General features: G+C 66.7%; 11 protein-coding genes. 2 read left to right on the top strand and 9 right to left on the bottom strand.

Translation table 11 applies throughout. From position 1 onward, the window contains the following. Positions 1 to 147: 147 nt before the first annotated feature. From MKAN_RS23960 to MKAN_RS23940, 5 genes are read right to left on the bottom strand one after another with little or no spacing between them, the layout of a single operon-like run. Entirely contained in the window at positions 148 to 1,710 is a 1,563-nt protein-coding gene (locus MKAN_RS23960; RefSeq protein ID WP_023372508.1) for a class I SAM-dependent DNA methyltransferase, read from the bottom strand. Positions 1,711 to 1,765: 55 nt separating this feature from the next. Further along, on the bottom strand, positions 1,766 to 2,866 hold the full coding sequence (locus tag MKAN_RS23955) for a restriction endonuclease subunit S (protein ID WP_023372506.1): 1,101 nt from the start codon (positions 2,864 to 2,866) through the stop codon (positions 1,766 to 1,768). Continuing rightward, positions 2,866 to 4,086: a winged helix-turn-helix domain-containing protein gene (locus MKAN_RS23950; protein ID WP_023372504.1), complete on the bottom strand. Its 1,221-nt coding sequence runs from the start codon at positions 4,084 to 4,086 to the stop codon at positions 2,866 to 2,868. The genes MKAN_RS23955 and MKAN_RS23950 overlap by 1 nt, the downstream gene beginning before the upstream one ends. After that, positions 4,086 to 4,571, bottom strand: coding sequence for a dihydrofolate reductase (locus MKAN_RS23945; protein WP_023372502.1), 486 nt, complete (start codon positions 4,569 to 4,571; stop codon positions 4,086 to 4,088). Before MKAN_RS23945 ends, MKAN_RS23950 begins: the two co-directional genes overlap by 1 nt. After that, a complete protein-coding gene (locus MKAN_RS23940) occupies positions 4,568 to 5,368 on the bottom strand; it encodes a thymidylate synthase (RefSeq protein ID WP_036392057.1) in 801 nt (266 codons plus the stop codon). The genes MKAN_RS23945 and MKAN_RS23940 overlap by 4 nt, the downstream gene beginning before the upstream one ends. Positions 5,369 to 6,085: 717 nt before the next feature. On the opposite strand from MKAN_RS23940, the gene MKAN_RS23935 reads away from it, so the two are divergent. Then, entirely contained in the window at positions 6,086 to 6,829 is a 744-nt protein-coding gene (locus MKAN_RS23935; protein ID WP_023372498.1) for a dienelactone hydrolase family protein, read from the top strand. Positions 6,830 to 6,909: 80 nt separating this feature from the next. On the opposite strand, the gene MKAN_RS23930 is transcribed toward MKAN_RS23935, so the two are convergent. Genes MKAN_RS23930 through MKAN_RS23920 form a run of 3 tightly spaced genes read right to left on the bottom strand, consistent with a single transcriptional unit; the run spans position 6,910 to position 9,973 of the window. Next, complete coding sequence (locus tag MKAN_RS23930) at positions 6,910 to 8,013, bottom strand: acyl-CoA dehydrogenase family protein (RefSeq protein WP_023372496.1); 1,104 nt, start codon at positions 8,011 to 8,013, stop codon at positions 6,910 to 6,912. Continuing rightward, positions 8,010 to 9,194 carry an acyl-CoA dehydrogenase family protein gene (locus MKAN_RS23925; protein ID WP_023372494.1) on the bottom strand — a complete coding sequence of 395 codons (1,185 nt, stop codon included), beginning with the start codon at positions 9,192 to 9,194 and terminating at the stop codon, positions 8,010 to 8,012. Before MKAN_RS23925 ends, MKAN_RS23930 begins: the two co-directional genes overlap by 4 nt. After that, entirely contained in the window at positions 9,191 to 9,973 is a 783-nt protein-coding gene (locus MKAN_RS23920; protein WP_023372492.1) for an SDR family oxidoreductase, read from the bottom strand. The genes MKAN_RS23925 and MKAN_RS23920 overlap by 4 nt, the downstream gene beginning before the upstream one ends. 99 nt (positions 9,974 to 10,072) lie before the next feature. Here MKAN_RS23920 and MKAN_RS32240 point away from each other — a divergent pair, with 99 nt between their 5' ends. After that, complete coding sequence (locus MKAN_RS32240) at positions 10,073 to 10,402, top strand: PE-PGRS family protein (protein WP_080674142.1); 330 nt, start codon at positions 10,073 to 10,075, stop codon at positions 10,400 to 10,402. Here MKAN_RS32240 and MKAN_RS23915 read toward each other — a convergent pair. After that, entirely contained in the window at positions 10,316 to 13,600 is a 3,285-nt protein-coding gene (locus MKAN_RS23915; RefSeq protein WP_023372490.1) for an acetyl-CoA carboxylase family protein, read from the bottom strand. The two genes, MKAN_RS32240 and MKAN_RS23915, sit on opposite strands and share 87 nt — an antisense overlap. Positions 13,601 to 13,642: the final 42 nt, after the last annotated feature.

Below are 13,642 nucleotides of genomic sequence, written 5' to 3'. Positions count from 1 at the left end.
AACTCTTCGCGATGCGGATCTCGCTGTCCAAGACTTGTTTTCGCTTGATAGATAACCGCCGATTATCACGGCCGGCTTTATGGAGCCCGGATACCGCGGCGGGATCTCGCCCGCTTCACAAACCGTTGACCACGGCGACGAACTCACTCACGCATCGAGCCGCTTCAACTGCTTGCGCAACACCGTCTCCAGACGCGCCGACTCGTCGAGCGCTGTCAACAGGTCCTCGGTCAACCGCGTGATATCGCCGCCGATCGGCTCACCGTCGCACTCGGTTTCGGGTGCGTCCACGTAGCGGCCCGGGGTGAGCGCATAGTTGGCCGCCCTGATCTCCGCCAGCATCACAGATTTGCAGAATCCGCAAACATCTTGGTAAGCAATGCTTTTCGAGCCAGCCGAACGCGTTCCGCGCCACGCGTGGTAGGTATCGCCGATAAGCGTGATCTCTTCGGCGGCCAATGCCCGCTCGGTTCTGTCGACCAGATGGCCGAATTCACGCGCGTCGATGAACAGCACCTGGCCGGAGCGGTCGATCGCGCCTTGACAACCCGCTTTCTTATCCATGGCGAAAAACCACAGACAGACCGGAATCCCGGTGCTGCGAAACAGCTGAGCCGGCAGTGCGACCATGCACGAAACCAGATCTGCGTCCACGATATGGGCGCGGATTATGCCCTCGCCGTTCGAGTTCGACGACATCGAGCCGTTCGCCATCACCACCCCGGCCCTGCCGCCCGGTGCAAGCTTGGACAAGATGTGCTGAATCCACGCGTAATTCGCGTTGTTGGCGGGCGGAACGCCGAAACGCCACCGGGGGTCTTTCTCGTCACGCGCCCAGTCTTTGATGTTGAACGGCGGATTGGCCATCACGTAGTCCATCCGGACGCCCGCATGCTGGTCGCAGACGAACGTGTCACCCCACCTGAGGCCCTTGTTGTCGATACCGTGGACGGCGAGGTTCATCTTCGCCATTCGCCAGGTCTCCTCGACGCTCTCCTGGCCGTAGATGCAAATATCGTTCACGTCGCCACTGTGCTCGTAAGCAAACTTCTCGGCCTGCACGAACATGCCGCCGGAGCCGCAGCACGGGTCATAGACCCGACCGCGTGACGGCTCCAGCACTTCCACGATCACCTTGACCACGCTCGCGGGAGTGAAGAACTCCCCTCCCCTCTTTCCCTCCGCGCGAGCGAAATTGCCGACGAAGTACTCGTACACCTCGCCCATCAGGTCCCGCGCGCGATGCTCACCCTGGCGGCTGAAACGTGCCGTGCTGAACAGTCCGACCAGCTCACCGAGCCGGCGCTGGTCGATGTTGTCCCGGTTGTACATCCGAGGCAGGCTTACGGCAAGCGCCGGATTAGCTTGCATCACGGCGTCCATCGCGTCGTCGATGAGCGCACCGATGCTTTTCGCTGGTTCACCGGCGACCACCGACTTGCCTTCGGCGTGTGCCGCCAGGAGCTCCCAGCGGGCGTTCGGCGGGACTGTGAACGCACCGCGGTCCGTGCCGCCGGCGGACAACGTCGCCCCGATTGCGATGCGCTGCTCGGTATCCGCGTCTGACAAGTACTTGAGGAACAGCAGGCCAAGGATCACGTCTTTGTATTGGCTCGCCCCTATCGACCCCCGCAGCTTGTCGGCGGATTTCCAGAGCGTGTCCTGGAGTTCCTTGAGCGTCGACGGTTCCTGCTTCTTCCCGGGAGGCATCCCTGGGTTCCTCCATCTCGACGTTTCGCCGCAATGCCAGGCCACCGCCGGCCGATTAGTACCTTAATTCCGGCGGGTGCGGCATCCGCGCGGCATCTGTGACATTGACGTCGCCGCACACCAAGAGCGGAAGCAGCGCGTCGCGGCCCGCCGCCAACTGCGCCGATTCGACGCGTCGGACATGGCACAGAGCACCCAGGCCCGATATCGCTGTCGCCTGTGCGGCGGTCAATCGCCGCACATCGCGCACCTGTTCGTGCAGAAGTTCAGCCGGTTGGATTCGTTGGCGGCTTCCCGTCACGCCCGCCACCCGACGCCGGAGCCTGGCCCCGACATCAGATTGTCGCAATGCCGACCACAACGCCGACGTATCGACTCCAACAGGATGCAGCACGACGAATTCCGTGCTCGTCAGCGCCATTTCCACCGGGAGGCTGATGACATTCCAGATTCGCGGGATCCTCGGATTCAGCTTCGAAAACAATACGCACGGCCGCGTCAAAACGAACTTGACGCTCTTGATCGTTCGGCTATTGACGACGGTGGGCTGGGCGCCGTCGTCGAACGCGGGAAAGCTGTAATAAGCGACGCTGCCGTCGAACTCCTGGGGATTGCGACTCGCCGTTGACTTTCTCGCCAGGGTCGAAAGCGGCACCCGATCAGAAATATTGTGGACGATCGCCAGCATCAACGCCTCGGCAGCTTCGATAACGCGCTTGTTGGCGGCGATCTTGTCGTCCAATGCTCCGAGCACTTCCCCAATCCGGGAACGGTCAGGCGCGGCGGCAGCACGCGTGGAAACGTCGCGCAGGATGGTCTGGCTGAGCAACGGCTGGCCCGATCCGGCGCGATACCGATTGAGTCCGCAACCCCGCAGGGCGTAATACCAGTAACGAGTTTCCTCGGGGCGCTTGGCGCGGCAGGCGAGTGCGTTGTCGGTGACCCACACATCGCCATCGTGGTAATGCACGCTCCCGCAATATGAACCAACCCGGCCGATGACGATCAGCGGCCCCCGGGCATTGGGTTGGTCCGCATAACCGATGATCCCGTTGGCGCCACAGACCGGAAAGCCGCCGTCTGACAGCCGCGTCGGCAAAGCACGTCCGTGGGCGAAATCGAGATGATCGCCCAATTTCACGTGTTCGGCGCTCATCAGCCGGCCTGTTTGGCCGCGGTGCGAAGCTGCCCCGCCAGGTCCCCGCGCCCGGACACGCCGACACCGGCCAACCCCAGCCAGGATGCCATCGACGCCAGTTCGCCGGCCAGCGCCGTGGCGACCCGCGTCCGCGTCCGCGGCGAGTCGGGTTCACTGAACGCCCCCACCACGCGCAATGCATCGGCGGCGCGGTCGGCTTTGAGGTCCACCCGCGCGACCAGCTGTCCGTCCAGCAGCAGCGGCCACACGTAGTAGCCGTACTGGCGTTTCGGCGCCGGGGTGTAGATCTCGATGCGGTAGTGAAAACCGAACAGCCGCTTGACTCTTGGCCGGAAGAAGATCAACGGGTCGAACGGACACAGCAGCGCGGTGCCGCGGTCGCGGCGCGGCACCGTCTGGCCGGACCGCAGGTAGGCCGGCGCCGGCCAGCCTTCGACGCTCACCCGCTCGATTTCACCGGTGGCCACCAGGTCGGCGATCGCCGGCTTGATCTGTTGGGCGGTCATCCGGAAATAGTCGCGGATGTCGGCTTCGGTGCTCACGCCCAGCGCGGTAGCCGCTCGCAGCGTCAGTTGGCGTACGGCTTCGTCGTCGTCGACCTCTCGTGCCAGCACCTCTGCCGGCAGCACTCGCTCGACCAGGTCGTAGTGGCGGGCGAACCCGACGCGGGTGGCTGTCGTCAGCACGCCCGAGGCGAACAGCGCCTCGGCGACCCACTTGGTGTCGCTGCGATTCCACCAGGTTCCTTTTCGCATGCGGGGCTCGGCGGCCAGGTGCGCTTCGATCTGACCGGCGGTGCTGGGTCCGAGTTCGGCGACCGCCGCGATGATTTCATCGGCCAGCTGCGGGTTGGCCTTGACGATATGAATACCCCAGCGTCCATGCCGGTACTGCCGCATCCGCCAGCGCAGCAAGGGCCAGTCGTCGACGGCCATCAGCGCGGCTTCGTGTGCCCAATACTCGACCAGCAACCGCGACGAGCGCGGGCCCCATGCGGCGCGGTCCAGCACGTCGCGGTCGTAGGAGCCGAGCCGGCTGAACACCGGTGCGTAGTGTGCCCGCACGGCCACCGACACCGAATCCAGTTGCAGCACTTGGATCCGGGAGATCAGCCGCTTGAGGTGGGCGTGAGTGATCGGGCCGGCCGGTTTGGGCTCGGCGAAGCCTTGTGCCGCGACCGCCACCCGGCGGGCCTGCGCGGCAGTCAAGGTGCTCATCACCGGTAATAGCTGTGGAAGCGGTAGCGCAATCCCGACCGGCTGACCTGCCACTCCCCTACGTCGCCTTGCCACGTCTCGTCGAGCGGCGGAGCCAGGGCGTCGTCGTCGTCGCGAGGTAGGTCGACGTCGACCTCGGTCACCTCGCACCTGATGGCGCGCGGCAGGGCCAGGGTGTAGATCTGCTCCCCGCCGATCACCCAGGTGTCCTCCGGTCCGGTGAGGGCGTCCTCGAGCGAACCGACCACCTCGGCACCTTCCGCCACGAAGCCAGGCTGGCGGCTCAGCACCACATTTCGCCGGCCCGGCAGCGGCCGGGCACTGGCCGGTAGCGAGTCCCAGGTCCGCCGGCCCATCACCACCGTGTGGCCCATGGTGATCCGTTTGAAGTGGCTTAGGTCTTCGGGCACGCGCCAGGGAATGTCACCACCGCGGCCGATGACACCCGACGTTGACTGAGCCCAGATCAGGCCCACTGCAGTCATACGGCTACGGGGGCTTTGATCGCCGGGTGCGGGTGGTAGTTCTCGACGTGGATGTCCTCATAGGCGTAGTCGAAGATCGAATCCCTTTGTACCAGCACTAGTTTCGGGTACGGTCGGGGCTCACGGCGCAATTGTTGGCGGACCTGTTCGACGTGGTTGTCGTAAATGTGGCAATCACCGCCGGTCCAGATGAATTCGCCGACGTCCAGGTCGGACTGTGCGGCCATCATGTGGGTGAGCAACGCGTAACTGGCGATGTTGAAGGGCACGCCGAGAAAGAGGTCGGCGCTGCGCTGGTAGAGCTGGCAGCTCAACCGGCCGTCGGCGACGTAGAACTGGAAGAACGCGTGACACGGCGGCAACGCCATCTGCGGGATATCGCCGACGTTCCAGGCCGACACGATGATCCGCCGGGAATCGGGATCGGTGCGCAGCAAATTCAGAGCGGCACTGATCTGGTCGATGTGTTCACCCGAAGGGGCCGGCCAGGACCGCCATTGCACGCCATAGATAGGTCCGAGATCACCTGTCTCGCTTGCCCATTCGTCCCAGATGGTGACTCCATGCTGGTGTAGCCAGCCGATGTTGGAGTCGCCGCGTAAGAACCACAGCAACTCGTAGGCCACCGACTTGAAATGGACTTTCTTGGTGGTGAGCAGCGGGAAGCCGGCGGACAGGTCATACCTGATCTGCTGGCCGAACAGGCTCCGGGTGCCGGTGCCGGTACGGTCGGATTTGGCCGAACCCGTTTCGAGCACCAGGCGCAGCAGGTCCTCATAGGGAGTCGCAATGGGCACCACGCGGCCAGCTTAGCGGCGATCGCAAGCCCCGCGAAGCGGGGCGCGGCGGGTCGACGCCAATCAATCCAGCGGCGATCGCAAGCCCCGCGAAGCGGGGCGCGGCGGGTCGACGCCAATCAATCCAGCGGCGATCGCAAGCCCCGCGAAGCGGGGCGCGGCGGGTCGACGCCAATCAATCCAGCGGCGATCGCAAGCCCCGCGAAGCGGGGCGCGGCGGGTCGACGCCAATCAATCCAGCGGCGATCGCAAGCCCCGCGAAGCGGGGCGCGGCGGGTCGACGCCAATCAATCCAGCGGCGATCGCAAGCCCCGCGAAGCGGGGCGCGGCGGGTCGACGCCAATCAATCCAGCGGCGATCGCAAGCCCCGCGAAGCGGGGCGCGGCGGGTCGACGCCAATCAATCCAGCGGCGATCGCAAGCCCCGCGAAGCGGGGCGCGGCGGGTCGACGCCAATCAATCCAGCGGCGATCGCAAGCCCCGCGAAGCGGGGCGCGGCGGGTCGACGCCAATCAATCCAGCGGCGATCGCAAGCCCCGCGAAGCGGGGCGCGGCGGGTCGACGCCAATCAATCCAGCGGCGATCGCAAGCCCCGCGAAGCGGGGCGCGGCGGGTCGACGCCAATCAATCCAGCGGCGATCGCAAGCCCCGCGAAGCGGGGCGCGGCGGGTCGACGCCAATCAGCACGCGGCGAGGCCGCAGGAGTACAACGGAGGCCATGCCGAAACTCACCGATACCGTCACCACGCCCGACGGCAGTTGCCCCGTCCACCTGTTCACCCCTGATGGTGCCGAAGGCCCGTGGCCCGGTGTCGTCATGTATCCCGACGCCGGCGGTGTGCGGGAAACCTTCTACCAGATGGCTGCCAAGCTGGCGGGCAACGGCTACGCGGTGCTGCTGCCCGACGTGTACTACCGCGAGGGCGCATGGGCCGCATTCGATATGGCGACCGCGTTCGGCGACGCGAAGGAGCGGGCGCGGATCATGTTCATGATTGGCACCTTGACCCCGGACCGGGTTACCCGCGACTCCGGCGCGTTCTTCGACTACCTGTCCGGCCGCCCGGAGGTGAGGGGCCAGCGCTTCGGTGTGTGCGGCTACTGCATGGGTGGACGGATCTCGCTGGTGGTCGCCGGTCGCCTTGGGGACCGGGTCGCCGCCGCGGCGTCGTTTCACGGCGGCGGCTTGGTCACCGACAGCGCAGACAGCCCGCATCTGCTGGCCGAGCGGATGCGGGCCACGGTCTATGTGGGCGGCGCGAAGAACGACCCGTCGTTCACCGCTGACCACGCCGAACAGCTCGACAAAGCTCTGACCGCGGCGGGTGTCGAGCACACCATCGAGTGGTATCCGGCCGCTCACGGGTTTGCCGTCCCGGACAACCCGCCCTACGACGAGGCTTGCGCGCAGCGGCACTGGACGGCGATGAGGGACGTCTTCGCTGCGGCCCTACCGCGCTGATCCGGCGAGCAGACAGAGAATCCCCCAAATCGTTGGGGCCTCATGCGATTCTGTGTCTGCTCGCCCGATCCTCGTCGAAGTCAGGTGAGCGGCAGGTTGACCAACGTGGCCAGTCGAGCGCGGTGCCGGTAGGCGGTGCCGAGGGCCAACTGGTCGCTCTTGGCCCGCTTCAGGTACAGGTGCGCGGGATACTCCCAGGTCATTCCGATTCCACCGTGCAGCTGCACACATTGCTCGGCGACGTGCACCGCGACCCCGCTGCAGTGGGCCTGCGCAAGAGCCGCCGCAATAGCGGCATCTGCATCGCCCCGGGCACACGTGTCGGCGGCATAGCGGGCCGCTGCCGTCGCCGAACCGACCTCGAACCACAAGTCCGCCAGCCGGTGTTTGATCGCCTGGTAGGAACCGATGGCCCGGCCGAACTGCTTACGCTCCTTGGTGTAGGCCAGTGTGGTGTCAAAGCACCACCGCGCAACCCCCAGCTGCTCGGAGGCGAGCAGCGCCGCTGCGGTCTGCAGCGCCTCGGCCAGTGCCGCGTGGGCCGGCCCGGTACCGATCCGCGACGACGCGGCACCCGAAAACTGCACGTCAGCAAGCGGTCTGGTCATGTCGAAGGTCAATATAGGCGAGACCTCGACACCGGCCGCGTCGCGCGCGACGGTATGCAGCTCCACCCCGTCGGGCCCGGCGACCGGCACCACCAGCACATCGGCTTCCCGGGCGCCCGCCACGCTGGTGATCCGTCCGGTCAGTCCGTCGGCGCCATTGCTCACACCGGTGACCGGATCACCCGGCGCGGTGGACAGAGGCACCACCAGCGCCGCGGTGACGGCACCATTGGCCAGACCCGAGAGCGTTTCGGTCTCGCCGGATAACGACAGCGCGACGGTGGCAAGCACCGCGCTGGACAGGAACGGCACCGGCGCGACGGCCCGGCCGATCTCCTCCATGACCACCGCTACTTCACGGGCACTCGCGCCTGCTCCGCCCAGCGACTCGGGAACCAGTAGCCCGGCCACCCCCAGATCGGCGGCCAGCGTCCGCCACAGTTCCGAAAAGTCTTGCGGCAGAGCATCATAGGACCGCACCACCAGCTCCGGTGGACACCGATCAGCGAACAGTTGCCGAACGCTGTCCCGCAGCGCCTCCTCGGTGTCGGAGTACAGCAGGTCCGCGGCGCTCATCGAGGCAAGTCCTTCCAGGCGACGGTCTTGTCGACCCGATGTTCGCCGGGCAGGCCCAACACCCGCTCGGAGATGGTATTGCGCAAGATCTCCGAGGTGCCACCCTCGATCGAGTTGCCACGAGCCCGCAGGTAGCGATACCCCGGCCCGCGACCGATCAGATCGACGGTCTCCGGCCGGCGCAGTGTCCAGTCGTCGTATCCCATGCCGGACTCCGGGTGCAATTCGAGTTCGAAGCCCGAGATCTGTTGCGCCAGACGGGCAAACGCCACTTTCATACCGGCGCCCTCCGGCCCGGGCTGACCGGTCGCGGCCTGCTGGCGCAATCGTTCGCCGGTGAGCCGCAGCACTTCGGCTTCCACCCACAGCCGCATCATCTCGTCGTGCATCGCGGGATTGCGCAGCGCCGGCTGATCGCGCCAGGCTTCGGTGACCCTTCCGATGTGGCCGCCTTCGCGTGGGATTCCGGTCCGTGCGCCGATCGCGACGCGCTCGTTGTTGAGGGTGGTGGTCGCCACGCGCCAGCCGCCGCCTTCCGGACCGAGCCGGTTCGCGTCGGGCACCCGGACGTCGGTGAGGAATACCTCGTTGAACTCCGCCTCGCCGGTGATCTGGCGCAGCGGCCGGATGTCGATTCCCGGTTGCCTCATGTCGCACAGGAAGTACGTCAGCCCAGCATGTTTGGGCACGTCCGGGTTGGTTCGTGCCACCAGGATGGCCAGCTGTGCATGCTGGGCCATCGACGTCCAAACCTTCTGCCCGTTGACAATCCAGTCATCACCATCGCGCACGGCACGGGTTGCAACCCCGGCGAGATCCGATCCGGCTCCCGGTTCGCTGAACAGCTGGCAATAGAGGTGTTCACCGGTGAACAACGGGCGCAAGAACTTACGTTTCTGGTCTTCGGTTCCGAACGCCGCGATCGTCGGAGCCGCCATGCCGATCCCGATGATGTTTCGCCCGCCGCCGGCCGGCGGCGCTCCGGCTGCGGCCAATTGCGCGTCGACCTGCGCCTGATACGTGTGCGGCAGGTCCAGACCGCCGAATCCCACCGGAAAGTGCACCCAGGCAAGCCCCGCGTCGAACCGCGCGCCGAGAAAGTCCCGCGGCTCGGTGGTGGCCGGGTCATGCTGGTCGAGCATCGACCGCACCCGGGTTCGCAGGTCCTCGCCGATGTTCATCGCGCGCCACCCGGATTGGTGCGAAATCCTTGAGCGTTGCCCAGCAGCAGGCCGCCGTCGATCACCATGGTCTCTCCGGTGATCCAGCTCGCCGCATCCGAGACCAAGAAACCGACGGCTTCGGCCACGTCGACCGGTTCGCCGATGCGCCCCAGCGCGATGGTGGCCGCCAGCGGGTCTTCATGGTCCTTCCAGAGCGCCTCGGCCAGCCGGGTGCGCACCACGCCGGGGCAGATCGCGTTGACCCGCACCCGCGGCGAAAGTTCCAGGGCCAGTTGCTTGGTCACATGTATCAGGGCGGCCTTGGTGGCGTTGTACATCCCCATGGCCGGGGATTGGTGCATTCCGCCGATCGAGGCGGTGTTGATGACGACGCCGCCGTGCTCCCCCATCCATCCCTTGACGGCGAGCGAGGTCCACAGCAACGGGGCCCACAGGTTGACGTCGAAGATCTTGCTGAAGCGGGCGTGGTCCTGCTCGATCAGCGGGCCGAACGCCGGGTTGGTGCCCGCGTTGTTGATCAGGATGTCCACGCTGCCGAAGCGCTCGAGGGCCAGGTCCACACAGCGTCTTGCCGCTTCCTCGTCGACCGCGTGAGCACCGACGCCCAGCGCGCGCTCGCCCACCTCGGCGGCGGCTGCCTCGGCGGTCTCCTGCTTGCGGGCGGTGAGCACCACGTTGGCGCCGGCGGTGGCCAGGCGCTGCGCTGTCGCCAGCCCGATTCCCCTGGAGGCGCCGGTGACTATGGCGGTACGGCCGGTCAGATCCAGTGAGGTCATCGTCGTATGCCTTTGGTGGTCGGTTGGCCGAGCTCTCGGCAACGTTTTGTACACGTGCGTAACGGGTATACGAGGCGCATGTTAGCGAAACTAAACCTCATGAAACCACTAGTCGTGGCCGGGGCTATCGCTACCGCCATCGCCGCCGCGCCAACGGCCTCCGCCGAGGCTTCTGCGGCGGTTCCCACCACGACTGCCACGACCTCCACTCAAATCGTTCCGGTCAACGTGCCCGGCGGTGGGGGCTGCGACGAAAATGGCAACTGCGGCCAGGGCGGCCAGAATGGCGGTCCCGGCGGGGGTCCGGGCGGTAGCGGTTGCGCTCCAGGCGTCGGTTGCGGCTCAGGAGGGGTCAACGCCGGACCTGGCGGAGTCCCCGGCGGCGCCGGCTGCATCCCGGGCGTTGGTTGCGGTTTCGGTCACGCGTAGCAGCCTGCTGATCCAGGTCCGCGACTCCGCAGGATCGATGACGTCGTCCAGTTCGAACGTGGTGGCCGAGCGCAGCGCCTTCCCATGCTGGTAGGCCGCGGCCACCAGCCGCTCGAAAAGCGCTTGGCGTTCAACCTCGTCCGCGGCTGCGGCCAGCTCCTTGCGGAACCCGAGCCGCACCGCCCCTTCCAGCCCCATGCCGCCGATCTCCCCGGTGGGCCAGGCGACCGTGAACTCGGGCGCATGGAAGGAGCCACCGGCCATGGCCATCGCACCCAACCCATAGCCCTTACGCAAGATGATCATTCCGAGCGGCACCGTCAACCGCGCGCCGGCGATGAACATCCGGCCGAAGCGCCGGACCGTGGCTTCCTTTTCCGAGTCCGGACCGACCATGAATCCCGGGGTATCGCACAGCGAGATCACCGGCAGCCGGAACGACTCGCACAGCGTCAGGAAGTCGGCGGCCTTGTCCGACGCCTCGGCGTCGATGGCGCCGCCCAGATGATGGCTGCTGTTGGCGATCAGCCCGTAAGCCGAACCCCCGACGCGGACCAGTGCGGTGACGATGCCTACCCCGTAGTCGGAACGCAACTCCAGCACTGAGCCGACATCGACGATCGACTCGATCGCGCGGTGGACGTCGTAGGCGCGTAATCTGTTCTCCGGCACCACATGCCGTGACAAGCGCGGGTCGGGCTCAGCCCAGTCGCCCACGCTGCCCTGGAAATAGGACAGGTATTGCTTGGCCAGCGAAACGGCGTGCGCCTCGTCGTGGGCGACCAGGCTCACCACGCCGTTGCGCCGCTGTACCTCGATCGGCCCAATCGCCTCCGGCGGATAGACGCCGAGCCCGCCGCCTTCGATCATCGCGGGGCCGCCCATGCCGATGTTGGCGTCCGGGGTCGCGATGATCACGTCGCACACCCCGGCAAGGGCGGCGTTGCCGGCGAAGCACCGACCGGAGACGATGGCCACCAACGGCACCCGGCCGGAGAGACCGGCCAGCACCCGGAATGTCGGCACGTCCAGCCCGGCCCGGCCACCGACGTCGGTGTCGCCGGGCCGGCCCCCACCGCCCTCGGCGAACAGGACCACCGGCAAGCGGTTTCGCACGGCCAGATCGAAGACGCGGTCGGTCTTGGCATGGTTGCGCATGCCCTGGGTCCCGGCAAGCACGGTGTAGTCGTACGACACGACGACCGCTTGTGCGGCGTCCAGGCCGAACCGATCCGCACCGATAGTGGCCACCCCGGCGACCAGGCCGTCGGCCGGGGTGTTGGCGATCAGGTCCGCCTCGGAGCGTCGGCTGCGCTGCGCGGCGATCGCCAGGGCACCGTATTCGACGAAGCTGCCGGGATCGACCAGATCGGCGATGTTCTCTCGTGCGGTGCGCCGGTCTTGCTTGTGCCGTTTGGCCACCGCGGCTTCCCTACCCTCGTCCAGGGTGAGCCGATGACGCTGCCGGACCTCGTCGAGGTCGGCTCGCGGTCGATCCAGATCGATAGTGGCAGTTGATGATTCACCACCGATAACGCTGGTGCGGAGGAAAACCAGCAGCGGGTCGCCGGTGGCGACCACCTGACCGGGCGACACCAGATTGCGGACCGTCCGCAACGCATCCGGAGCGGCCAGGACATGCTGCATCTTCATCGCCTCGAGCACCACCAACTGCCCGTCGGCGCCCAACTCGGTACCTTCGGGCGCGATGTCCACCACCGTGCCGGCCAGTTGGGCACGCAGCGCTTCTTCACCCGGGTAAAGCTCGACCGCGGCCACCCGATGGGCGTGAGGGTGAGACAGTGCGGCCGCAGCCAGGCCGGGCAGCTTTTCGTCGACGAAACTCGTCCTGACGATGCCCGATTGAACCTTGTTGTCCGACAAGAGTTCCTGCAGCAGCGCCAGGTTGGTGGCGACGCCCTCGATGCTGAACTCCGACAGCGCCGTGCGCGCCTTGCGCACCGCCGCAGCGAAGGATGACCCGGATATGTGGGTGATGACCTTGGCCAGCAGCGAGTCATAGCGTGGACTGACCGACAGCCCCACCCGGCCGTAGGTGTCGACCCGGACTCCGGGGCCGCTCGGGGGTGAAAACACCGTCAAGGTGCCCGCTGCGGGTAGGACAGACCCAGCTGCCGCCATGGTTTCAGCGTTGACCCTGGTCTGGATCGCGATGCCCCGTGCCGCGGCGAGATCACCCGTGACTGTGGTTGCCTCGCAGGAAATCCCGGCCGGCAACCCCAGCTCGCCATAGGACGCGCCGCCGGCGATGGCCAGCTGCAAGGCCACCAGGTCCAGCCCGGTCACCTCCTCGGTGACGGTATGTTCAACCTGGATTCGCGGATTGACCTCTAAGAAGACGAATTCCTCAGCGGAGACCAGGAATTCGACGGTGGCCAGCCCACGCAGCCCGACGCCGGCGCAGAGCAAGGTTGCGGCCCGATGTAAGGAACGGCGCAGGTCATCCGAAAGTCCTTGGGCGGGAGCGATTTCGACTAACTTCTGGTAACGCCGCTGGATGCTGCAGTCACGATCGCCCAGCGCCAGCGCATGCGGTGGCTGGCCGACGACCTGCACCTCCAGATGCCGTGCCGTACCCAGATATGCCTCGGCGAATACCGCCGGGTTGCCGAAGGCCAGTTGCGCTTCCGCGGCGCACTGACGGTAGGCATCGTCGATCTGGCCGGCGCCCGTCACCTTGCGCATGCCCCGGCCACCACCGCCGGCAAGCGCCTTGATCATGATCGCGCCGCCGACCTGAGCGGCGAAGAAGTCCCGGATGTCGCCGAGGCTGCTGGGGCCTTGGGTCGCCGCCAGCACCGGCAGCCCGGCGGTGACGGCGGCGGCGCGGGCCGCAGACTTGTTCCCGACCACCTCCAGCACCTCGGCGTCGGGTCCCACGAACGTGTACCCGGCGCCAGTGCAGGCCCGAGCGAATTCGGGGTTCTCGCTGAGGAACCCGTAGCCCGGGTGGACCAGCTCGGCGCCGGACGCTTGGGCCGCGGCCAGGATGGCCGCAGCGTCGAGGTAGGCGTCGATCCCGTTGCCGGGCAGGGCGATTGCCTGGTCGGCCGCGTGCACGTGTGGGCTGTCGGCGTCGTCCGCGGCGTAAACGGCCACCGTGGGGATGTCCAATTCGGTTGCCGTGCGGATGATTCGAAGCGCTATTTCGCCCCGGTTCGCGATCAGCAGGCTCATTCGCACACTCCGGCCATCGTGACGCGCGACCACATACCGGCC

The organism is Mycobacterium kansasii ATCC 12478 (genome assembly GCF_000157895.3).
Classification (GTDB): domain Bacteria; phylum Actinomycetota; class Actinomycetes; order Mycobacteriales; family Mycobacteriaceae; genus Mycobacterium; species Mycobacterium kansasii.
Note: the sequence above shows the minus strand (reverse complement) of the source record. Positions and strands in the feature narration are given on the sequence as shown.

Bases quoted from the DNA above. Each gene is read 5' to 3' on its own strand.
- MKAN_RS23915 (WP_023372490.1), bottom strand. From the start codon at position 13,600: ATGAGCCTGCTGATCGCGAACCGGGGCGAAATAGCGCTTCGAATCATC.
- MKAN_RS23950 (WP_023372504.1), bottom strand. From the start codon at position 4,086: ATGAGCACCTTGACTGCCGCGCAGGCCCGCCGGGTGGCGGTCGCGGCA.
- MKAN_RS23935 (WP_023372498.1), top strand. From the start codon at position 6,086: ATGCCGAAACTCACCGATACCGTCACCACGCCCGACGGCAGTTGCCCC.
- MKAN_RS23930 (WP_023372496.1), bottom strand. From the start codon at position 8,013: ATGAGCGCCGCGGACCTGCTGTACTCCGACACCGAGGAGGCGCTGCGG.
- MKAN_RS23920 (WP_023372492.1), bottom strand. From the start codon at position 9,973: ATGACCTCACTGGATCTGACCGGCCGTACCGCCATAGTCACCGGCGCC.
- MKAN_RS23955 (WP_023372506.1), bottom strand. From the start codon at position 2,866: ATGAGCGCCGAACACGTGAAATTGGGCGATCATCTCGATTTCGCCCAC.
- MKAN_RS23960 (WP_023372508.1), bottom strand. From the start codon at position 1,710: ATGCCTCCCGGGAAGAAGCAGGAACCGTCGACGCTCAAGGAACTCCAG.
- MKAN_RS32240 (WP_080674142.1), top strand. From the start codon at position 10,073: ATGAAACCACTAGTCGTGGCCGGGGCTATCGCTACCGCCATCGCCGCC.
- MKAN_RS23925 (WP_023372494.1), bottom strand. From the start codon at position 9,194: ATGAACATCGGCGAGGACCTGCGAACCCGGGTGCGGTCGATGCTCGAC.
- MKAN_RS23945 (WP_023372502.1), bottom strand. From the start codon at position 4,571: ATGACTGCAGTGGGCCTGATCTGGGCTCAGTCAACGTCGGGTGTCATC.